General features: G+C 50.0%; 20 protein-coding genes. 6 read left to right on the plus strand and 14 right to left on the minus strand.

Annotation, left to right across the window (positions count from 1 at the left end; translation table 11 throughout):
• Positions 1 to 9 precede the first annotated feature (9 nt).
• Positions 10 to 1,257 carry an NAD(P)/FAD-dependent oxidoreductase gene (locus BZG72_RS05745; RefSeq protein ID WP_077666329.1) on the minus strand — a complete coding sequence of 416 codons (1,248 nt, stop codon included), beginning with the start codon at positions 1,255 to 1,257 and terminating at the stop codon, positions 10 to 12.
• Between the two features lie 325 nt (positions 1,258 to 1,582).
• Here BZG72_RS05745 and BZG72_RS05750 point away from each other — a divergent pair, with 325 nt between their 5' ends.
• From BZG72_RS05750 to BZG72_RS05765, 4 genes are all read left to right on the plus strand, one after another.
• Positions 1,583 to 2,809: an ATP-grasp domain-containing protein gene (locus tag BZG72_RS05750; RefSeq protein ID WP_077666330.1), complete on the plus strand. Its 1,227-nt coding sequence runs from the start codon at positions 1,583 to 1,585 to the stop codon at positions 2,807 to 2,809.
• Entirely contained in the window at positions 2,802 to 4,781 is a 1,980-nt protein-coding gene (locus BZG72_RS05755; protein ID WP_077666331.1) for a hypothetical protein, read from the plus strand. The genes BZG72_RS05750 and BZG72_RS05755 overlap by 8 nt, the downstream gene beginning before the upstream one ends.
• A gap of 130 nt (positions 4,782 to 4,911) precedes the next feature.
• Entirely contained in the window at positions 4,912 to 5,919 is a 1,008-nt protein-coding gene (locus BZG72_RS05760) for an amidoligase family protein (RefSeq protein WP_077666332.1), read from the plus strand.
• The gene (locus BZG72_RS05765) at positions 5,895 to 6,593 is read left to right on the plus strand and encodes a gamma-glutamyl-gamma-aminobutyrate hydrolase family protein (protein ID WP_077606356.1); all 699 of its coding nucleotides are present in this window, start codon (positions 5,895 to 5,897) and stop codon (positions 6,591 to 6,593) included. Before BZG72_RS05760 ends, BZG72_RS05765 begins: the two co-directional genes overlap by 25 nt.
• Positions 6,594 to 6,660: 67 nt before the next feature.
• Here the strand turns inward: BZG72_RS05765 and BZG72_RS05770 are convergent, their stop codons facing one another.
• From BZG72_RS05770 to BZG72_RS05805, 8 genes are all read right to left on the minus strand, one after another.
• The gene (locus tag BZG72_RS05770; RefSeq protein ID WP_046073335.1) at positions 6,661 to 7,134 is read right to left on the minus strand and encodes a 2TM domain-containing protein; all 474 of its coding nucleotides are present in this window, start codon (positions 7,132 to 7,134) and stop codon (positions 6,661 to 6,663) included.
• 147 nt (positions 7,135 to 7,281) lie between these two features.
• Positions 7,282 to 7,497 carry a VF530 family DNA-binding protein gene (locus BZG72_RS05775; RefSeq protein ID WP_046073336.1) on the minus strand — a complete coding sequence of 72 codons (216 nt, stop codon included), beginning with the start codon at positions 7,495 to 7,497 and terminating at the stop codon, positions 7,282 to 7,284.
• A 76-nt stretch (positions 7,498 to 7,573) separates the two neighbouring features.
• Positions 7,574 to 8,182 (minus strand): GNAT family N-acetyltransferase, encoded by a 609-nt coding sequence (locus BZG72_RS05780; RefSeq protein WP_077666333.1) that lies wholly within the window; start codon positions 8,180 to 8,182, stop codon positions 7,574 to 7,576.
• A gap of 20 nt (positions 8,183 to 8,202) precedes the next feature.
• Complete coding sequence (locus tag BZG72_RS05785; protein WP_241832524.1) at positions 8,203 to 8,760, minus strand: GNAT family N-acetyltransferase; 558 nt, start codon at positions 8,758 to 8,760, stop codon at positions 8,203 to 8,205.
• Complete coding sequence (locus BZG72_RS05790; protein WP_077666334.1) at positions 8,753 to 9,274, minus strand: GNAT family N-acetyltransferase; 522 nt, start codon at positions 9,272 to 9,274, stop codon at positions 8,753 to 8,755. Before BZG72_RS05790 ends, BZG72_RS05785 begins: the two co-directional genes overlap by 8 nt.
• Before the next feature lie 139 nt (positions 9,275 to 9,413).
• A complete protein-coding gene (locus BZG72_RS05795; RefSeq protein WP_077577978.1) occupies positions 9,414 to 9,962 on the minus strand; it encodes a hypothetical protein in 549 nt (182 codons plus the stop codon).
• Positions 9,959 to 10,498 (minus strand): GNAT family N-acetyltransferase, encoded by a 540-nt coding sequence (locus BZG72_RS05800; protein ID WP_077666335.1) that lies wholly within the window; start codon positions 10,496 to 10,498, stop codon positions 9,959 to 9,961. Before BZG72_RS05800 ends, BZG72_RS05795 begins: the two co-directional genes overlap by 4 nt.
• Positions 10,499 to 10,517: 19 nt before the next feature.
• Positions 10,518 to 11,105 carry a GNAT family N-acetyltransferase gene (locus BZG72_RS05805; RefSeq protein WP_077666336.1) on the minus strand — a complete coding sequence of 196 codons (588 nt, stop codon included), beginning with the start codon at positions 11,103 to 11,105 and terminating at the stop codon, positions 10,518 to 10,520.
• 211 nt (positions 11,106 to 11,316) lie between these two features.
• Between BZG72_RS05805 and BZG72_RS05810 the strand changes: the two genes are divergently transcribed.
• A complete protein-coding gene (locus BZG72_RS05810) occupies positions 11,317 to 11,961 on the plus strand; it encodes an NAD(P)-dependent oxidoreductase (protein WP_077666349.1) in 645 nt (214 codons plus the stop codon).
• 62 nt (positions 11,962 to 12,023) lie between these two features.
• On the opposite strand, the gene lhgO is transcribed toward BZG72_RS05810, so the two are convergent.
• From lhgO to BZG72_RS05830, 4 genes are all read right to left on the minus strand, one after another.
• Complete coding sequence (lhgO, locus tag BZG72_RS05815) at positions 12,024 to 13,259, minus strand: L-2-hydroxyglutarate oxidase (RefSeq protein ID WP_077666337.1); 1,236 nt, start codon at positions 13,257 to 13,259, stop codon at positions 12,024 to 12,026.
• Between the two features lie 7 nt (positions 13,260 to 13,266).
• Positions 13,267 to 15,420, minus strand: a complete 2,154-nt coding sequence (locus BZG72_RS05820; protein WP_077666338.1) for a TRAP transporter permease — start codon at positions 15,418 to 15,420, stop codon at positions 13,267 to 13,269.
• Positions 15,421 to 15,503: 83 nt separating this feature from the next.
• Complete coding sequence (locus BZG72_RS05825; RefSeq protein WP_077606274.1) at positions 15,504 to 16,514, minus strand: TAXI family TRAP transporter solute-binding subunit; 1,011 nt, start codon at positions 16,512 to 16,514, stop codon at positions 15,504 to 15,506.
• Between the two features lie 294 nt (positions 16,515 to 16,808).
• A complete protein-coding gene (locus BZG72_RS05830) occupies positions 16,809 to 18,158 on the minus strand; it encodes a sigma-54-dependent transcriptional regulator (RefSeq protein ID WP_077666339.1) in 1,350 nt (449 codons plus the stop codon).
• A gap of 144 nt (positions 18,159 to 18,302) precedes the next feature.
• On the opposite strand from BZG72_RS05830, the gene BZG72_RS05835 reads away from it, so the two are divergent.
• Complete coding sequence (locus BZG72_RS05835; protein WP_077666340.1) at positions 18,303 to 20,462, plus strand: sensor histidine kinase; 2,160 nt, start codon at positions 18,303 to 18,305, stop codon at positions 20,460 to 20,462.
• 28 nt (positions 20,463 to 20,490) lie between these two features.
• Here BZG72_RS05835 and BZG72_RS05840 read toward each other — a convergent pair whose 3' ends face one another.
• Complete coding sequence (locus tag BZG72_RS05840; RefSeq protein WP_077666350.1) at positions 20,491 to 20,988, minus strand: GNAT family N-acetyltransferase; 498 nt, start codon at positions 20,986 to 20,988, stop codon at positions 20,491 to 20,493.
• Positions 20,989 to 21,042: the final 54 nt, after the last annotated feature.

The following is a 21,042-nucleotide window of genomic DNA, read 5'->3' on the forward strand; positions in this document are numbered from 1 at the left end:
ATCATAGGGTTACCCGCCGAATCGGGTGACACGATAGGGTTGCATATCCACATCCGTGGCCTCCCCATCCATCATTTGCCCTAATAATTTCCCGGTGACCGGCCCTAACGTAAACCCTTGGTGGCCGTGACCAAAGGCAAGCCATAACCCTTTACGTTGCGGCGCCTCACCTATCACCGGTTTCATGTCCGGCATACACGGACGTCCGCCTTTCCACGGCGTTTCATCAATACGCGCGCCAATAGGATATAAAGCTTTCGCTTCATGCTCTGCTGCTTGTAGCTGGCTTTGATCCGTGGGGGCGTCCAAGGCGGTTAACTCTGCGCCCGTGGTCAAGCGGATACCTGCACGCATAGGTGCCAGCAAATACCCCACTTCCGCATCCATAATCCAGTGATTAAGTGGCTTTTTTTCATCGCATTGGTAATGCATGTGATAGCCACGCTTGGTAAACAAAGGGACCTCTAGACCTTGCTGACGCAACCAGTAAGAGGACCAAGGGCCCATTGCCATTACGACTTGGTCAGCATGTAACTGACCGTCATCGGTTTCGATAACCCACTGCTCGCCTGCTTGTTTCAATGCCTGCAAGTTCGCGCGTTTAATCTCGCCGCCTTTATCAATCACATCGTCAGCATAGGCCTTGACCAAAGCGCCTGGGTCGGTGACTGTCCAAGGTTGTTTCCAGTGGATCGCGCCCGCCAGCGAAGCCGTTAAATTTGGCTCCATCGCCGTGATCTGTGCTGCGTTTAGCACCTCATAGTCAACGCCATAGTTGGCACGATCTGCGGCGGCACGCGTGCATTCATCATCTAAGGCTTTTTGCGTGCGGAAAAGCTTGAGGTAACCTTCCTTACGAATCAAGGACGCTGCGTTCGCGGAGGCAATCATTTCCTCATGAGTGTCTAACGACTGCATAATTAACGCCGCGTACTCTGGCACCAATTGTTTGTATTTACTCTCACTGGAATAATGCCAGTATTGTAATAACGGATGGGCGGCTCGGATAACGCTCGTAGGACGGTAACGAATATCGACCGAGCGATTCGGCAATACGCGCAATAAGGTGGCAAGGTCGCGGGGAAATGCGTAGGGTCTAACCGCCTCGCGCTGAATAATCCCGGCATTACCAAATGAGGTTTCTTGTCCGGGGCTTACCCTATCGACCACGATGACCTCATACCCGCGCTTTAAAAGGTGCCATGCCACAGAGACACCTACCATGCCTGCACCTAATACCACTACCCGCTTTGCCATACTTCACTCCCTGAATAACTTGAAATTATGTTTTTATTGTACTTTGCTTGTCATTATGCCGTTGTGTGCTTTTTGCACATAAGTTACAAGCTTTTAACCAATGCAGGTAGAGGTATTTAACAATCAATCTCACACTTTTTCGACCATCCCCGCCCCTGTCAGACAAGCTCAAGCAAGTAAGTCTTTGTCAATGAAACAATTCATTGTTCTTACTGATTCCAGCTAGCTAGCGCACACTTCCAGCAGAGAAACAGGGGCAAGTGGTTACTATTTAGACCTAGCTATGTGAGAGTGACAAAACACATTCGACGTAAAAGGAAGCAATATGGCTGACTATGATCCAAACAAAGGCTTCGTCGCCATTCTAGGATGGAGCCTCAATGCAATTGATGCGATTAGCCGTTTCGATCGTAAATATGTCGTTGTTGCCCCAACATGGGCAGAAGAGTATGCCAAAGAGCATGATATCCCCTACCTTCCTTGGGACTTTGAGCGCCTCAATGACCGTTCCTTTGAAATTGCCACCACCCTGCAAGAAATGGGGGTCGATGTGGCGATTCCTCTGTTCGAAGAAACCGTAGAGTGGGCCGGCGCCATTAACGCCGTGCTGCTCAAAAAACCTAAGCTGATGGGACAATCTCTTCTGTTCCGCGATAAATCCTTAATGAAACGCCGTGCACAAATCGGCGGTATTCGGGTTGGGATCTTTGAAGAAGCGCAAGATAAATCCGACGTGGTACGTTTCCTGCGCCGGGTTAACCAAGCCTTGCTGAAACTTGACGGCGACCCAAATGACCCGATCCACCTCAAAGCCTTTGACAAAGCAGGCTGCGAAGGCCACTGGATGGTGCGTGAGCCTGATGATCTCGATCGTGTTTCCGATGAAGAGTTTCCGCTATTGATGGAAAGCCACCTCGATGGTTGGGAGTTTGCTGTCGAAGCATTTATTAGAAACCGCAAAATCCAGTTTTTAAACATCTCCGAGTACGTCACCCTCGGCTACTCTGTTTTCGTCCCGGCCTCCCCCGAGTTGGAAAAATATAGGGAAAAAGTGACCCAGGAAATCGAGAAGCTGATCGAAGCGTTTGATATTGATTTCGGCTTTATCCATCCAGAGTACTTTGTTACCAACGATGGTCAGATGTACTTCGGTGAAGTAGCCTACCGCCCACCCGGTTTCCAAGGCTTTGAAATTATTGAACGTGTTTATGACTTTAACTGCTATCAAGCGATGGTGGTAGCGTTTGACCCTAAAACAACTGACGAAGAACTCAACGCTTTCTTCCCAACGCCTATCAAAGATGCCAAAGGCGTCGCCGGTACCTTTGGGGTATATCCAAGACGCCGAGTGGTAAGCCAGCTAGCCATACCTGAAGAGACCGAGAATCACGAGTACTTTGAGTTTCATGAGCTGCAGTCGCCTATGGAGGGGAAAGTGCCTAAACGCAGTGCATTTGGCACACACTGGGGTTTGCTACACTTTTATGGTGACGACCCGCATGTTATGCGTGACTTATTAAAAGCACAGGAAGACCTTGATTTCTATGTCTAGCTTACTCAATAAGCTTGATCATGCCGTTGAACAACTTGATCAAGTAAGCTCCATCGCCAAGGCACGCCACCAATTTCACGTGATTGATATTTGTGGGCGTGTATTGGCACAGGATGACGGCATTAATCAACTGTACTCACGGATTGTCACTCTCACTGAGGCAGGCCTTTTTGAGGGAACAGATTGGGGGCAGCCCGAGTATCTCGTACCGAATCTCGTGCCAGATACCCTCGCGCATGCCGACAAAGCCACCGTGGTGCTAGATTGTCTCAGCCAGCTTCGAATGCTGGCTATCGTCGAGGGGAAGCTCTCTTCCCCGCCTTTTTCCCAACAAGAAGCACATCAATTTCTTGCCAGAGTATTAAGCCTCAATTTATCACTCGTAATGGGTCTTACCGATGAGTCGAGCCGTATTCGACTCGGTGCAACGGCGCCCGCTATTAGTACTTTATATCGTTTTATTCTCAGCCACTTGGGCTATGAAACCATTCTCAGTGAACTGGTTGATGAAGTTTGGCGTGTACTCGCGCAGCGCCCCATTCAGGTCAATCCAATTAAGGCGATGATCAATCAGATCTCTATTTTGGTGTCGCAGGAGCAGATTAACCTCGGTGAAGCTAAGCTCGGCATCGATCGTCTTGTCAGTGCGTTATACGGCCCAACCCAGGGCTGCTATGACGATCCGGGGTTGGACGCGTACTGTGAGCGTCTGAATGCAATGGACAGCAATGCTTTACAACAAGAGGCGTTGGGATTTGCACGTGCGATGCATGATGTCGGTTTAGCATCTGATTACCACGCCATATTTTTACGATGGTTACTGGACAATGAGGGAAGCGACACACTCCCCACCGCGCTAGGTTTAAGTAATACTGGCTTAGACTGCCTAGTTACCTATCGTCAGCTGGTGCACACACTGATCCAGGAAGCCATTTATCCGCAAACCGCGCAAGCTGTGTATGGTTTGGCAATGATGCTTGAACGGGGTGTTCTGTTCGATGCGCCTGTCGCCCCGAGTCTGTGGCGTCAGATTCATCTCAACCTACACCCAGACGTCACCCATACACTGACCTTGGCCTTTGGTGAGCAACTCCCCGCTCGCGTTCATCTGTTAGCGGGTGTCATGTCAGTGCTTGGCCAGCCGCTAGGTGTGGCTCAAGGCAACAACCCGACTTGCCAATCGGCACGTGCAATATCCATGTGGGCGTATAATGACCCTGATTACTTACTTAACTGTATCGTTCAAGTTGCTTGCAATCAGAGCCTACGCATGCATTTTGAAGGACAGTCGTTAGACTCTCACACCCTCTTACAGGGGCTGAGTACCGCACTGCCATTCGATACTGACCCTGTGTCAGTCGTTCTGGTGCCGCATTTGGATAAACTTTACATCGAAATGGGCCGGCTTTGTGTCAACCGAGAGCAAGACCCCCATAAGTGGATCAATCCAGAATTTCATGGTTGGTACGTGGGGCGTGAGTTCATGATTGCCGTTGACGTTAAAACAGGACAACTCAAAGAGTTTGATAGTTTTATCGAGCGCTTCTACCGCAGTTATCATCCGCTTTATAACGGCAATATTCCCGTTATACACCCCCAGCCGGTTGGGATCGCAGTCACCAGCAGCCAGGGCCGATTTGTCGGCTGGCACGCGATCACCTTGATACGTATCGCCCTTGACCAAGACAGCGTGATGCGGGTTTATTTTTACAACCCTAATAACGATAGTGGTCAAGATTGGGGACACGATGTGGTGGTGTCTACGCAAGGGAAAGGAGAGCAATACGGGGAAGCTTCCTTACCCTTTGAGCAATTTTTATCTCGACTATATCTGTACCATGACGACACGATTCAAGTTGGTATAAAGAGTCCTCTACCCAGCGAAGCTCTCAATGAAATCAAGCGCATGGCGTTTGAAAGCTGGGCACAAGAACGCATAGAAAACAGCACAGATGCCGTTGTTAATGGCTAAGCATCAACCTGTTCAGTGGTCTCGACACCACTGAACAGGTGTTTATTATTTATCCCCTCAGGCCTTTAAGTGTCAAAGGTTTATCCCCACCTCTTATCTATCGTTGATAAAAAATGAGGCTTAAAAAACCATGGATGCGCCAGATTCATCACTGAAAACACCGCCTCAGATCACCAACGCTGAGGGGAAAACGCGTCGCGTAGGCGTTGAGATAGAGCTCAGTGGCTTAGAGCTGGATACCATTACGCGTTTAGTGGCGGATTTTTTCTCCCTACACATCAAGCGAGGGGGTCGATATGATCGCCGCCTGAACGGAGACAAAGCCGGAGACTGGGTAGTGGAACTCGACTATGCCAAGCTCAAGCGCTTGGGACAAAGCGATCGTAGTGAAAACACCGTGACCAACCGACTAGATCAATCCGCCGAAGATCTATTGGCATGGGCGGCAAAAGCCTTTGTCCCCGTGGAAATTGTCGGCCCGCCTCTGCCACTTGACCGCCTGCAAGAGGTTGACCAACTCATTGCTCATCTGCGTCAACAAGGTGCCGAAGGAACCGAGGACAGCCCAGTTTATGCGTTTGGCATGCAGCTCAACCCAGAGCTGCCTGATTTAACCGCCAAAACGATTTGTGCTCATTTAAAAGCATTCTTATGTTTGTATGACTGGCTTTTAAAGCGTGCCGACATTGATTTGTCGCGGCGTCTAACCAACTATGTCGACCCTTTCCCGAAAGCATATATTGAACGCGTGCTAGCGGCTGATTATTGGCCGGATCTCGATACCCTAATCGACGACTATCTGATTGATAATCCTACACGCAACCGTGCGCTAGATATGCTGCCCTTATTCACTCACCTTGATGCTGAGCGAGTGAATAAAGTGATTGATGATGGGCTCACACAAGCGCGGCCAACGTTTCATTATCGGTTGCCGGACAGCAAAGTCAGCCGACCCCATTGGGGCATTCACGAAGCATGGAACGATTGGGTGGAAGTCGAAAAACTCGCCGCCGATCCTGCACGACTGGAAACATGCTGCAAAGCCTATTTGGGCTATCTCAACGACCCATTGGCGCGTATCGTTAATAATTGGGCGGAAAAGGTGCACAATTTATGGATAAACCCGTCATCGCAATAACCGGCCCGAGCAAAGGCGCAAGGCTGCCACGTTTTTTTGTCGCCGCGGCAGTCAAACTTTATGGTGGCAAACCGTTACAGTTACACCCCGGCACCGCGCTGGATCCAAACGCCTATCAAGGCGTGGTGATTACTGGCGGGCACGATGTCGAGCCTGTGCTGTACGCCGCCGAGCCCGAAGTGAAACCCAACTACGACTCTGAACGCGATGCGCTAGAGAGCAAAGTTATCAAAAGCGCATTGGCGAGCCAAAAGCCCTTGCTGGGCATTTGCCGTGGTGCGCAACTTCTCAACATCTGTTTGGGCGGCACCTTGCACCAAAGCTTGCGCGAGCAACGCAAAAAAACCTCTCATCGCTGGACAGTGTTCCCGATGAAAACCTTGTGTATATTGCGTGATGTCAACGGCCATATACAGCAACGGTTGGGGCAAGGCAGACGCAAAATAAACAGCCTACACAACCAAGCGATTAACGCGTTAGGCGAGGATTTGACGGTAAGCGCACGTGATTTAGATGGCATTATACAAGCCATTGAGTCGCCCAACCGCCCTTATACACTGGGGGTACAGTGGCATCCAGAATTCTTGCTTTATCTTCGCTGTCAGCGTGCGCTGTTTAAGGGCCTAGTCGAGCACGCAACACGCTTCCAGCAGCGACAAGCGGCATCTCAGTAAAGATGTCTGTTAGTTGGTGAAAAACAAAAACGCCGAGGCACATTCACTCGGCGTTATCAGGTAGCGACTAACGCTTTGACCGCGCATTCAGTCGCTTCTCTATCTGACGTTTTTCCCACTTATCACCAAAGAGATCGACAATGCCCAGAGCACTGACGCCGTGGCTGACCACTGCAATCCCCCATCCCATTGCAGCCCACCAAGCCCAATAATAGCCGGGGCTAGTTTGCCAGTTGATAATAAACAAAATCGCCATCACGACCACATAGCGCGTCAAATGAGAATAAAACCCGCCGAGGGCACGGACGCGATTGGCAATCGCTCTTTCTTCTGGACTCATTGAAGTATCTGCCTGCATGTCTGTCTCCTTTTGCAAATCACTAATGTCGATATCAAACACAGCAGCCAACGATTTCAGCGACTCCAATCCGGGTTTGTGGCCGCGTTCGATACGTTGAATCGTTCGAACACTTAGCCCACTAAATTGTGCTAATTGGTCTTGCGACCACCCTTTTTGAACTCTGAGTGCTTTCACGTTCATCCTTGCTCCTTTGTGCTCTTCCCTAGCGACACTATGCAAAATGGGGGCGACATTACCACGACAGCACCCCGACACCTTAACGACAGTTATTTAAAATCAATCACTTAAAAAAAACACCGCCCGATAGCCAATCCGCGTATTTTACCCTTAGCAAAAGGTATCAATATACAAAGCTTCGACTTTATCGCGCGCCCACTGCGTTTTACGCAAAAATTTCAACGATGATTTCATCGAAGGATCGTTAGAAAAACAGTTCACATTGATATGTTGGTAGAGGCCTGACCAACCATAGTGTTCAACCAAACGGGTCAAAATGGTTTGTAGGGTTAACCCGTGCAGCGGGTTATTGGGTTGTGTATCCATAAGGGTTCTCAGCAACTCGAGCACGCGCTCGTCAATAAAAGCGCTACTTTACGTGACGATATTGCAAAACGCGAATTTAACCACGGTAGCGCGCCAGCTTATAATCAAGGTTTAGCTTAATCGCCGGCCATTCGCTTTCGATAATCGAGAACACAACGGTATCACGGTATACGCCATTCACGATCTTGTGGTTACGCAACACACCATCTTGTTTGGCCCCTAAACGGGCAATGGCCGCACGCGATGCCTGATTCAACCAATGGGTGCGAAACTCAACGGCAATCACCCCCAAGCTTTCAAATGCATAAGCGAGTAATAACCGCTTACACTCGGTGTTTACCGACGAGCGGTGATAACGGCTGGCGTACCAAGTGTAACCAAGTTCCACGCGCTTATTGGCGGCATCCGCATTGGCCAATCGTGTTGACCCAATCACTCGCCCCGATTCTTTCTCAATCACGGCGAACGGCAATGCTTTATTTTTCGCTTTTTCGTCCAAGGCGCTAGCGATGTAGCCTTCCACCGATTCTGCGTTCGGGACCGAGGTATACCAAAGCTCCCAAAGCTTTCCATCGGTAGCGGCTTCAACTAATGCATCCGCGTGCGAGGCAGATAAAGGAACCAAGGAAACCGTGTCACCGTGCAATATGATGTCATCTTGAATAAAAAAGCGTTCCATGCTCATGATTTAGTCCTCACTATTTTTCATTCCGCCACTTTTGCATAAACCACAGTGCTAGAAATCGCACCGCTCGGCAGAATACGGTCATTGATAAGTATCGCTTCTTGATGATAACCACAGCGCTCGGCTACCGCACGGCTACGTGTATTTTCGTAGGCAGTTTTGATTTCGACACGCTTGGCATTAAGGTCATTAAACGCGTATTGCTCTAGCGTTCGCACCGCTTCACTCATATAGCCAAGGCCTTCTTTGGAGCTCCGCAGCCAATAGCCTATTTCAAAATAAGGAATCGCGATGTTGCGGATGATTAAGCTGATCACACCCACCAGTTGCCCCGTCGATTTTTCAAAAATTGAGTAGCGTAGCTCATTGATAAACATGCCGAAGTCATCAATCGCTTGTTGGGTGTTTTCAATCGAGCTCGATTCGGTCAACGCGTGCGGAAGCCAATCCATAAAAGGAGCAAGGGTGTGCTGGCTTTCCAACACGGCTTCTAAAATGAAAGGCTGATGGGTCATATTGGGTGCCACCAGCAACAGACGATCGCTGTCCAGTTGGTCTACGCGCGGGGAATCATCCATTAATATCCACCCAGTACCGCGCCAATGATTCATTGAACACTTCACCATTGATGATGTTTTCCAACGTGCCGCCATTAGCTTCAATTACTTTGCGCGATGCCATATTGTCTTCATTCGCGGTAATTAGAGCGCGAGTGATCCCCAGTTCTCTCGCCTTGGGGAGTGCTAAGGCTAACATTTGCTTGCCACATCCGCGCCCACGATATGATGGCGAAATGTCGTAGCCAATGTGTCCAGCTTCTTGGGTTAGAAATGGCGTATTGATGTGATGACGGATCCGAATCGCGCCAATGATTTGTTGCTCAGCATCAAGCAGCCAAAAATGACTACACGGCACATACCCTTTACGAAGGTTTTTACCCAATGACTCATCCGTTAACCGCGTCACGTAAGTGGGGAAATCGTCTTTCCCCGACCGATAGTAATCGGCATTGTCGGGGTCAAAATGAACAAAATCATCATAAAAACGTGTAAAGGCTGCTTGGTGATTGAGTGCGGGGACGACTAATTCCATGTGCTTGTTCCAAGTCCTATAATAGAACTAGGCTATCTCATTGATATTGAGAAATAAACACTTATTGGCCGCCTATCATCCGCCGCCTTAGCGCGCCCTGCTCGCCACACAGAAGTGATTGATGGTTGATTGCCGCGCATCACTGCCAACGCATCACCGCATCAAACGTTTGACAATGTTGAACCGCTTGCTCCGCCTCTTGCAGATAAACTTGCTGGGCACTTGAGGTTGGATAGGTTAAATACTCGGAACATTTCGCGCTTTGACCATTACCCACCACAATCTTGGCGCCTGGTTGCAAGGTGCACTGTACCAATTTATCGAGCGGCGACCATTGATAACAAATCTCATAGTCTTGGCGATAATCCGCCACCAAGCCAGACGGTTGTGATAACGCCCACCAGTGACCAAACTGACTATGCGGGTTGGTGCTATTCCACGCACGATACACTGTTACCCCTTCAGTCGCCTGATATACCTTGCCTTGGCAAAGCTTCCCTTCCAATGGCTGACCCAGCGACGCCGCCAGTAGCGCTGGATCGTCCACGGCTACAAACTTATCTGCCCATGCGCTTGGCAACGCCGTGCTACCGACACATTCTGCAGCGTCGGTCGTTTCATTACCAACGGGCGTACTGGTACACGCTTGCAGTGTAACGATCAGTGCGCCAAGCAGTGCTTTTTTCACCATCCTTGCTCCCATTCGTCTCGTAATATGGCGTAAACCACCGTATCCCACCACCGTTCTTTAAAGAAACGATGCTGATGAAAATGGGCCTCTTGTCGCATGCCAAGTGAACGACAAAGCTTGGTTGCAGCGAGATTATCGTTAATGGTCTCAGCGTATAACCTATGCACGCCCAGACACTCAAAACCGAAGTTGGCCAGTGCGACAGCCGCCTCTCTCATTAGCCCCGCGCCTTGCGCCTCCACAGCTAAGCCGCACCCGATGGATGCTTGATGGTTGTCCTCAAGCCTTAAACCGACAGTGCCAATACATTTTTCTGATTGCTTGCAGATAACCGCCAACTGATAAGCCACGCGTGGATTTGCGTTGGCTTGTTCGATAAAGCGCGCGTGTAAGTCTCGGTATGTCTCTGGCTGGCAGTCCGTTTCGCTATAAAAACGCTGGTACTTCTGGTGTTGCGTTAAGTGAACAAACGCCTCTTCATCGCTTGGCTGCATGTCACGCAGCACTAGTCGACGTGTTTCAATCATAAACATCCTTGTCTCTCTTGTTGTTTTAGCTCAGCGCCTTGACCATGGTGGTGGCGCCTGAAAAGCCGACTAACCAGTTTAGGTGCGGAAAGCGCTCTTCTTTAGTGGCGACAAAGCCTTTGGCTTGATAAAGCTTGCGGGCTCTGGGGTTACTATCAATCACATCCAACCGAACGCTTTCAAAGCCATGCGCTTGGGCATAATCCATAATGGCATCCAATAATTGGGAGCCAATCCCCTGCCCGCGTACTGCGCTATCAACAGCAATGCCATCCATCACCAATTCATTGGGTGCCGCTTTACGCTCAAACAGCGCCAATACTGCACAGGCCCAAGTACCCTTGATGAGCCCCAAGCTATCGATCAGTTGTTTTGCGCCCATACCCTGTGTCAACGCACCCGCTTGGGTTTGAAACCCGGCCAACCCCACCACCTTGCCGTTTTGCATAGCAGCAAACGAAAAGTTTGGGACAAAACATCGGGACAGCATCGCCACGCGCGCTGCCTGATTAGGGATTGCCCGTGCGAACTTCATCCCAAACGCCTGCTCATAGAGATCAGCCACTTTTTGTGCTTGCTCAAGCGGCCATCCTTGCTGGATCGCGATATCCATTGGATCCCCCAGTTTTTTCCTAGATTAAAAAAGCCACACATTTATCTTGACGTAAAGATTAATGGCGTTTATCTTTATATCAAGATAAATAATTAATAATAACTTAATCAGTTCAGCATGGTTTAACCACAACCGTATGACAGCCGCATCCTTTTACTGGTTATCGCGCGGCATAAGGACACACAGGAGTCATGACATGGAAACTAACACAATGAATATAATCGTATTTGGTGCCACGGGCGATATTGGCAGTCGAATTGTGGCAGAAGCGTTGCAACGCGGGCATAAGGTCACGGCAGTCACACGTAACGAGGCCGCTTTTGCGAAGTTACCCGACGGCRTAACGCCTGTCGCCGTCAATTTGAACGATGCGGACAAGGTGGCATCGGTAATGGCTGATCATGATCTTGCCATTACGGCGTTACGCCCACCGACAGGCGAAGAAGCACAGTTACCCGTGTTAACCCAAGCCGTCGTCCAAGGCGCAGCACATCATCAAATGCGCGTTCTGATTGTCGGCGGTGCCGCTCGACTGATGATTCCGGGCACTGACGGTGAAACCGTGTTAAACGCAAAGGGCTTTCTCCCCGCCTCAGCCGTTGAGATAGCACGCGCGTGCCAAGTGCAATATGAGCAATGTTTAGCCAGCCAAGATGTGATTTGGAGCTACCTCTCGCCTGCCGCCATGATCGCACCTGGTACTCGCACCGGTCAGTACACATTGGGGACAGACACCTTAGTGACAGATAGTGACGGACAGTCTCGCATTTCAATGGAAGACTTCGCGGTCGCTATGCTTGATGAAGCCGAAACACCTAAGCATCTGCAGCAAGCATTTACCGTGGGTTACCAATAATCAAAGTAAGAGCCAGCGGCCACGAATAGGCGCTGGCTCTTACTTTCCGATATGTAACAACGCTAATCAGCCTCATTACTGAGCCACTGCTGTTTTTGCGTCACCTTGTCACAAATGTATTCACCAATCGGCATCGCAGAGGTCGCTGCCGGCGATGGCGCATTACACACGTGTAAACTCCGCGCACTCTCAGCAAACAGAAAGTCATGGACCAAGGTGCCGTCATTTAGCACGGCTTGAGCTCGGATCCCCGCAGGATAAGGCTTCAAATCCTTAGCTTTTATTGTCGGGCAGTATTTATTTACTTGTTTGACGTAGCCCGGCTTCCACCAGGAATTTTTCAGCTCGACCAAGCCAGTCTTTAAGTTGTTGATGGTCACTTTCCAAAAGCCCGCAAAGGTTAGCATTTGCCAGGTATCTTTTAGACTGATATTCACCTTGCCATAGCCTTCTCGCTTCCAACCTTGCACCGCGTTAGGTCCCACCGTGATGGAGCCGTCTATCATCCGCGTGAGATGAACGCCTAAAAAAGGTAAATCGGGATCGGGAATCGGATAGATAAGGTGATTAACAAAGCCTTGGTACTGGCTCGCAAGTTGATAGTATTCCCCGCGGTAAGGGATAATTTGAAACGCAGTTGGGATCCCCATCATGTTGGTCATTCTATCTGCCATCAACCCACTGCATGTCACCACAAACTGACAATGAATCGTTAGCGGCTCCCCGCTTGCTCGGCAATGGAGAGTGACTTGTTCAGCCGCTTCGCTGGCTCCAACGACTTCTGTATTAAGCTGGGTGATACCACCGAGCGCTTCAAACTCAGACACCATTTGCTCTGTCACCCGCCGATAGTCAACAATGCTGGTCGCGCGCACCGCAATGGCACCTAAGCCTTTAACATTGGGCTCTTCAGCATGAAGCTCCGCCGCATCCAGCCAGCGCACGTCGATATCATTGGTTAAGCATCGCTCATAGAGCGCCCGCATCCGAGCCATCTCTTGCTCGTTGGTGGCGACCAATAGCTTGCCACAGTTCTCCACTGCAATATCGTGCTTGGCACAAAATTCAACGGTCAGCGCCGCTCCTCGTTTACAGAAATCGGCTTTTAAACTGCCTGGTGGATAATAGACACCCGCGTGGATCACACCACTGTTATGCCCGGTTTGATGCTGGGCAACGCTTGCCTCTTTTTCCACCAGCAATACGGAGCAATCTGGGTATCGCTGCTTTAATTGCCAGGCTGTGGATGCGCCAACAATACCACCACCGACAATCACATAATCATAAACAGATTTCATATACGCCTCATGACACTGGCAGTTGAGATTGTTGCAACTGATACTTGCGCCCACTGTATATAAACAGGCCCACAAACCCAACGACGCTCACTAAGCGAAGCCACAACGGGATATCGTGCCACACTAACAAAGCACCAATCATTAATAAGCAAAGGCGGCTTAGCCAGTTAATCGGGCCTTCAAGATACCCTTCAATCGCGCCAATTAAGGCATAAGTGCCAATAATGGCAAAAAAGCCAACCTCTAACACCGAGACGATATCCCAGCTGACCAGGCTGGTATAAGCAATGAGCAAAGGCACGAGATACAAGCCTTTAGCAATTTTCCACGCCATCAGCCCCGTGCGCATCGGTGGGGTTTTAGCAATGGTGGCCGCGGCAAAAGCCGTCAAACAAAACGGCGGGGTCACGTTACTGTCTTGCGATAACCAAAAAATAATTAAGTGGGCGGCGAGCAGGGCCAAACTGACGGCCTCCAGCCCTAAGCTTTGCTCTAACAAGGTTTCCATAAAGTCAGCCGGCACTAAGGCAACCATTTGCTGCGCGGTTTCCATGGTCATTGGCGCATTTAAAAGATCGAGTTTGTCTGGGGCAGCCAACATAAATATCGCCTTGGCTTGCTCGGGAAGTTGGCCTGATACCAGCAGCTCCAACAATTGGTTTTCAGCGATCAGCTTATACAGAGCAGGTGCCGACAAGGTGCCCAGTACGATATAGGCAGCGGTCACTGGTAATCCCATCCCTAACACTAACGAGGCGATAGCAATTAGCACCAGCATCATAAACAGATCACCGTTCGCCCAACCATCAATCATCAGCGAGAAAGTATTGCCGATACCCGTGGTACTGATCACATTCACCACCAAACCAATGCCCACGAGCAAGATGGCGGTGGTGGCCATATTTTTTGCCCCTTGCGCCAAGGCCTCGATGATCGCTTTCGGCCCCATCCGGTGCTCTTTAGAAAACCAGGAAGCGAAAATCACAGAAATAATCGAAATACCCGCAGCATAGGTGGGTGTGAAACCTTTAATCAGCAAGGTGACAAGCACCGCAAGCGGGATAAGGTTATGCCAACCGCGGAGAAGCACCATCAATAAAGAGTCCTCGGTGGTGACAATCTTTTGCACGCCACTGCGCTTTGCTTCAATGCGCACAAAAAAGCTCACAGAGAGAAAGTAGATCAGCGCAGGAACCAGTGATACAGCAATAATGTCAACGTAAGGAATTTGGGTGTACGAGGCCATGATAAACGCCCCCGCCCCCATTACGGGCGGCATTAATTGCCCCCCAGTTGAAGCCGATGCTTCGACCCCAGCAGCAAAGCGCGACGGAAAACCGGCTTTTTGCATTAAAGGAATACTGATCACCCCAGTCGATACGGTATTCGCTACGCTCGAGCCTGACACTGACCCCATTAACCCAGAGCCAATCACCGCAATAAAACCCGGCCCGCCAATAATCTTACCCGCGGCCGCACGGGCCACGTTGATGATATAATCTCCAACCCCAGATCGGACAAGAAAGGCGCCAAATAAAATGAACATAAACACGAACGTCCAGCTAATCCGGGTAATCGCGCCAAACATGCCTTCCGAGGAGTAGTAACTGCGATATAAAAGGGTTTCAAGGCTCAATCCGGGAAAGTGAAAAATCCCCGACGCCCACTCGCCCCACAGCACGACATAGCTCAAACACACCATAATCAGAATGGGAATAAACCATCCCATGGTACGACGAATCAGCTCCACCACGATGATGATCGCTAAGCTGGCGAACACCCAATCGGCAGTGACAAATTTTACCCCACGCGCGTACAACGCGTCCTCGGCATAAGGGATATACAACAGACAAGCCACTGCACCTAACGCAATAAAAATATCGACCGCCAGCGCTATTTTATTCCGCTTCAAAGAGATATGGGCCGGGTACCAAAGTGCACAAATCACCGCAAACCCCGCAAAGTGGGTCGCCGAAATCCATAACTCCGGTAGTGTTGATAGCGTATTGAACCAGATATGCAATACAGACAACACCACGCCCAGCACAGTGATGGTGGTAGTCACCCACGGAAAATCATCGCGCGTGGGTAATTCAAATTTCTCCAGCGCTGTTTCATCAGGCCCTTGCTCAACAGGCTCGTGCTCTCTTGGCTCGCTCATCCCTTTACTCCAAGCAGTATCCGCGTTTCCATGCAGTATTTGATCTCGATAGGCGCTCCGAGCTATCCCGGAGCGCTATCGCCTTATTCCATTACCAGTTCAGACGGGATATCGATACCCACTTCCTGGTAATAGCGTGCTGCACCTGGATGTAGCGGCACAGGCAAACCAGCGATCGCTTTTTCAATCGCCATCGCTTTGGTGGCTTTATGAATGCCTTGAAGGAAAGACAAGTTCTCGTAAATAGCCTTGGTGAGCTGATACACATCCTCATCGGAAAGATCTTTACGCACGGCCAAGAAGTTAGGTTGAGCAATGGTGGTGACCGGCTTATCCAGCTCAGGATAGGTATTAGCAGGAATTTCGTACTTGGTCCAAAGGTTGTATTTACCGTTAGCCGCTTTGATTTGCTCGTCAGTAAAAGACAGGATAGAGATATCATTCCCCAGTGCGGCGAACGCTTGGGTAACTGCGCCAACCGGCACCCCCGCTGGGGTATTCATGCCATCAATGGTGCCATTTTGTAGTGCGCTGGCACTGCCACCATAACCCATGTAAGCCAAATTAAAGGATTCCGGATCCACGCCGAGTCCTTTCATAATCTGGCGACCTGAATTTTCGGTACCTGAATTCTTCTTACCAATCGAAAATTTTTCACCCTCAAGGTTACTCAAATCACTCACGGTGCCCGTTTCTGCCAGCTCACTGCGCACAATAAAGTGCTCAACGTTTTGCCAAAGCATAGACACAGAGCGCAGTTGATCTTGGCGGCCACTTTCAGCATATGGCCCCTCGCCGGACCAGGCCCATGCGCCGTATAAGCCCTGCAAGATCGCAAATTGTGCTTCATCTTCGTTCAGTAGCTTCACATTCTCGCCGGAGCCAGCGGAGCTGATTGCCGACAACGAAAAATGGTGCTTAGGCGCCAGCTTGACCTTACTCAGCGTCGCCAGCGCGACACCAACGGGATAGTAGGTGCCACCGGTTGAAGCCGTTGCGAGGATATAGCTTCGGTCTTCTGCGACAGCGGTCGAGGCGAGGCTAAACGAGGCCGCGGCAAACGTCAGTGCTTTAAATAGCTGATTGATCTTCATCTTTACTCTCCATGTAGGGCTGCATTATTGGTTTACATAAATTACAAAATTATTTAACAGCAAAGCATAGATAGCAAAGGGAATGCCAAATCCTATATCCCTGTTCTAAAAGGAAATATAAGAAGAGGCCATGGATAATCAGCAAGATTTTTCTCATTTATGGCTGGGCCAATAAGCAAAATCTTGCTGATGATAGCGCCTCACTAGGCAGTCAGGCATCACAAAATGTAACTAAAGTGTGATCAACGCTTAAACGCGGCGCGTTTCGCCTTGAGCAATTTTTTGCCGATTCACTTAGGTATAGTCAGCACGGTGTAAGCCAAACTTTTTCATTTTTTGGTTCAAGGTACGGCGAGGCAAATCAAGTGCTACCATCACTTCATGAATTCGCCCTCGATGGGCGACCAAGCACTCATGCAATACCTTGCGCTCAAAGTTATGCAGTTGGATTAGAAGCGGGACATCCGACTGGATGGTTTCCATAGTCGATGAGGGACGATTCGATAAGATTTCCATCACTGAAATACTGTCATCCAAGGCAAACCGCACTGCTACGTTACGCAGCTCGCGAATATTACCCGGCCATGAATAAGACAAAATGGCGTGCCGATCAGCCTCACTGGCCAAGCGTGTCTCCGGATTGGTCTGACGGGTAAAGTGTTCAAACAAGATTAACGCATCATCGTCACGCTCTCTTAAGGGCGGAATATGAATTTGTGCCACGTTTAAGCGGTAGTACAAATCTTGCCGAAAGGTTTCATGACCACTGAGATCTTCTTTCGCTGCCGCAATCACCCGCGTGTCGATCGCTATTGACTGATTTCCTCCCACTCGCTCAACCCTTTGCTCCTGAAGCACACGTAAAACCTTTACTTGCATGCTCATCGGCATGCTCTCTACTTCATCGAAAAACAAGGTGCCTTTGTGCGCGTATTCGAGCTTACCAATCCGACGCTGATTGGCACCGGTAAACGCCCCCGCTTCATGGCCAAACAGCTCACTTTCAAATAAGTTTTCTGGGATCGCACCGCAGTTAATCGGCACCAAGCGTTGTCCACGACGTACACTCTCATTATGCAAGCTGGTCGCCACCAGCTCTTTGCCACAGCCTGTTTCCCCATAAATGATCACATTCGTGTCAATGCGTGCCAGTTTTGCCACTTGCTCACGTAACTGTTGCATCACACGACTTTGCCCAATCAATACCTTTTCTAACCCGCTGATACGCGCTAAATACGCTTGCCGCTCTTGCGTCGATGCTTGCTGGCGATAAGTATCAACCGCCTCGGTAACACGCTGAGACAAACGCTCGGGCTCAAAAGGTTTTTCGATAAAATCAAACGCCCCGTTTTGCAACGCCCCCACGGCCATATCAACATCACCGTGTCCGGTAATAAACAACACAGGCGTGGCCACCTGGTGCTGCTCAAGCTCACTCAGGATCGATAATCCATCAACATCAGGGAGTTTGACGTCACTGACCACCGCATCAAACGGGTGCTGTAGCACTGCATCCAACCCGGCTTTGCCATGACTAAATGCTGCCACCTCAAACCCTGCCAGCTCTAGCCACTGGCAGGTGGTCTGGCGAACAATATCGTCATCTTCAATCAAGGCAATGCGTGGGGGTGTTTCAGCAATCATGAGGGTTCATCCGTGATACGTTTTTCATTACGGTAGCAAAAGCCACCGATCAGAAAAGGAGCTAGCTCTCACTTTCTCATCACACTGCTTTAACATTTTTTCGGCGCACCGCAGTCTAAAACAGAATAAGAATGAGAGTGTGTTATGCATCAGGATCACCACAGCCACCAAGAAACCAGCATCAAGACGACATGGGCTCGATTAGTATTCGTCGGCATACTGGTGATTTTCTCATATGGCATCAGCCGTGAAGCGGCTTATCAGTGGTTAAGCGTACAACATCATACTGAGGTGCAGAACAAGCTTTTGGACTACATCGGTGAGGTCCGCCGTGCATTAAGACGCTTCTATCATCTGCCTTATTTGCTGACCAACCATCCTGACACACTGGCGATTGTAAAGGGCGAGCAGCATGACCCCGCCGCCTTCCAAGCAAAACTCACACAGCTCGACAAAGCGGCCAATACCGAAGGCTGGACACTGCTCTCCACATCAGGCGATGTGCTGGCGTCGAGTTTGATTGATGAACGCTTTAGCCGCCCCGATCGGTTGGCGATCGTCGAGCAAGTATTGCACCAAGGTGAAGGCGTATCATTGGTAAATAAAACCAAAGGCTATGGCCCACTCTATTATTTATCCGCCCCGGTTTTTGAGGGGCTTAACATCGCCGCTATCGTGGTGGTGCAGATTGACCTGAGTTTTCTCACCGAACAACCCATTACCAGTCAAGACATCATTCTGCTGCAAAATCGACAACAGCGCTTTTTCCTTTCAAGCAGCAGCGAGTACAACGCAGACTGGCTGAATGCAGCCCAGCTGAATGCAGCCCAGCTGAATGCAGTTCAACAGAACGCAACACAAACACCAGAACACGATAAGACACAGACGGTTAACAGGGAAACGCGTTATCTCTACGACAGTACCGCCATCAGTCAGTGGCGGCTGAATGCCACCTCCTTTCTCGGCCACACGGTAAAACTGGACGATCTAAAGTGGTCAGTGAGCTACCTTACGCCTTACAAGCCTATCAAAGGCGCGGCAAGCCTGTTCGCATGGGGAGTGGCCGCCGCACTGCTCGTGGTCATTCTGCTGTTGATTATCGGTCAACAACGCCGGCAAAAACACCGTCACCAGCAGCGTATTCAAAGCTTATTGCAAGAGTCGCAGCGCCGGCTTAAACAAATGATCGATAAAACACAAGTCGGGTTACTGTTAATTGATCAGCAAGGAGCGCTGTTTGATCTCAACCCGATGGCCAAGCGGTTATTTGGCTTGCCAGAAAACAATCATCACCGCATTTTTGCTTGGGAATTATTTGATACCGGCAATCCCCATTCCACCACCCTCACCTTGCTCAAAAACCTCGATAAGCACAATGAACTGGCCGAGCTCAATGCGGTTGAAACCATGGCGCGTCGCAGCGACGGGAGCGTCTTTCCAGCGCTTTTCTCGCTCACCCGATTTCCTTGGCATGATGAGCAATACTACCTAGCGACGTTGATTGACATTAGCAAACGTAAAAAAGCCGAACAGTCACTGCAGCAGATGAACCAAGCACTTACCGAACGGGTAGAAGAGCGCACCCAAGCGCTGCAACAAGCACAAGCGCAACTGATTGAAACCAGCAAAATGGCCGCCTTAGGGAGAATGTCGAGCGCCATTACTCATGAGCTTAATCAGCCACTTACCGGCCTTCGTACCTTACTCACCACCAACACCTTGCTTGCTGAGCGCGGCGAGACAGAAAAAGTTAAAGCCAACAATCAGCTGGTGCAAAAGCTGATTGATCGTATGACCAATATGACCAGCCAATTAAAAACCTTTGCCTACAGCAAACCACAGCATCTCCATCCCGTGTCGCTGGCTGATGCCCTCAATGAGACCTTGCGTGTGTATCAAGCTCAGTTGGCAGACATTGATGTGCGAGTGCGGATGCCTCACGACACGCCCCTGATTGAGGGTGAAGGACAACGACTATTACAAATATTGGGGAACTTGGTGTCTAACGCGTGCGATGCGATGGCAAATACCGCGGCACCGACCTTGGTGTTTGTGGTCACTCCTGCCGAAAGGACAGTCGAGCTGATGGTCAGTGACAATGGCTGCGGTGCCTCAAAAGACGTTCTTGAGACCATGTTCGAGCCGTTTGTCACCTCTAAAAAAATTGGCGACGGACTGGGTTTGGGGCTCGCGATTACCGCCAACAATGTGCGAGATATAAATGGACAAATAAGCGTCGCCCCTAATGCCCAGAGTGGACTGAACTTCACACTTACTTTTCAGTCAGTCATCCCTGGTCACTAAACCGCGCGCCGCTCGCCTCCGCGCGCAATTACAGTGCGGCCGACATAATATGCTGAGGGCCAGCCGCACCGCCCCAATACAGCTCGCCTGTATCGGTAAAGCCGCCCTTTTGGTAACAGGTTTTAGCGGCCGGGTTTCGACAGTTAACGGTCAGATACACCCAATTGAAATCACCATAAGCAACGGGTAAATACGCCAGCAAGGCTTTAACCGCACCGGTACCTAATCCCTGCCCTTGATACCGCGCATCCACCACAAACATGCGCAGACCCAGCGTCTTTGGCGGGCAAAAGTCATACTGAGACGCATAGTCGGTATCGAGTTTAAAAAAGCCCACCGTCTTGCCCGCTCGCTTGATCACATGGCGGTGAATGGTCTCACTGTCCTCGGCAAGAAATTCGTCTGCAGTCCCTGCAAACTTTACTTGTTGGTCAGGTAACGATACCTGGCGAACTCCCTCTGTGTCTTCATTCGTTAGCGGGGCGACACTTATCTCGATAAGCTTACTGGTGGTGGCGTCTGGCATGTTAACTTTCATCATCCTTGTTATTGGTATAGGGCTTGCGCGTTAGTCTTCGTG

The sequence above is a fragment of the Salinivibrio sp. PR6 genome (assembly GCF_001995955.1).
Taxonomy (GTDB): domain Bacteria; phylum Pseudomonadota; class Gammaproteobacteria; order Enterobacterales; family Vibrionaceae; genus Salinivibrio; species Salinivibrio siamensis.

Bases quoted from the DNA above. Each gene is read 5' to 3' on its own strand.
- BZG72_RS05745 (WP_077666329.1), bottom strand. From the start codon at position 1,257: ATGGCAAAGCGGGTAGTGGTATTAGGTGCAGGCATGGTAGGTGTCTCT.
- BZG72_RS05750 (WP_077666330.1), top strand. From the start codon at position 1,583: ATGGCTGACTATGATCCAAACAAAGGCTTCGTCGCCATTCTAGGATGG.
- BZG72_RS05755 (WP_077666331.1), top strand. From the start codon at position 2,802: ATGTCTAGCTTACTCAATAAGCTTGATCATGCCGTTGAACAACTTGAT.
- BZG72_RS05760 (WP_077666332.1), top strand. From the start codon at position 4,912: ATGGATGCGCCAGATTCATCACTGAAAACACCGCCTCAGATCACCAAC.
- BZG72_RS05765 (WP_077606356.1), top strand. From the start codon at position 5,895: ATGGATAAACCCGTCATCGCAATAACCGGCCCGAGCAAAGGCGCAAGG.
- BZG72_RS05770 (WP_046073335.1), bottom strand. From the start codon at position 7,134: ATGAACGTGAAAGCACTCAGAGTTCAAAAAGGGTGGTCGCAAGACCAA.
- BZG72_RS05775 (WP_046073336.1), bottom strand. From the start codon at position 7,497: ATGGATACACAACCCAATAACCCGCTGCACGGGTTAACCCTACAAACC.
- BZG72_RS05780 (WP_077666333.1), bottom strand. From the start codon at position 8,182: ATGAGCATGGAACGCTTTTTTATTCAAGATGACATCATATTGCACGGT.
- BZG72_RS05785 (WP_241832524.1), bottom strand. From the start codon at position 8,760: ATGGATGATTCCCCGCGCGTAGACCAACTGGACAGCGATCGTCTGTTG.
- BZG72_RS05790 (WP_077666334.1), bottom strand. From the start codon at position 9,274: ATGGAATTAGTCGTCCCCGCACTCAATCACCAAGCAGCCTTTACACGT.
- BZG72_RS05800 (WP_077666335.1), bottom strand. From the start codon at position 10,498: ATGTTTATGATTGAAACACGTCGACTAGTGCTGCGTGACATGCAGCCA.
- BZG72_RS05805 (WP_077666336.1), bottom strand. From the start codon at position 11,105: ATGGATATCGCGATCCAGCAAGGATGGCCGCTTGAGCAAGCACAAAAA.
- lhgO (WP_077666337.1), bottom strand. From the start codon at position 13,259: ATGAAATCTGTTTATGATTATGTGATTGTCGGTGGTGGTATTGTTGGC.
- BZG72_RS05820 (WP_077666338.1), bottom strand. From the start codon at position 15,420: ATGAGCGAGCCAAGAGAGCACGAGCCTGTTGAGCAAGGGCCTGATGAA.
- BZG72_RS05825 (WP_077606274.1), bottom strand. From the start codon at position 16,514: ATGAAGATCAATCAGCTATTTAAAGCACTGACGTTTGCCGCGGCCTCG.
- BZG72_RS05830 (WP_077666339.1), bottom strand. From the start codon at position 18,158: ATGATTGCTGAAACACCCCCACGCATTGCCTTGATTGAAGATGACGAT.
- BZG72_RS05835 (WP_077666340.1), top strand. From the start codon at position 18,303: ATGCATCAGGATCACCACAGCCACCAAGAAACCAGCATCAAGACGACA.
- BZG72_RS05840 (WP_077666350.1), bottom strand. From the start codon at position 20,988: ATGCCAGACGCCACCACCAGTAAGCTTATCGAGATAAGTGTCGCCCCG.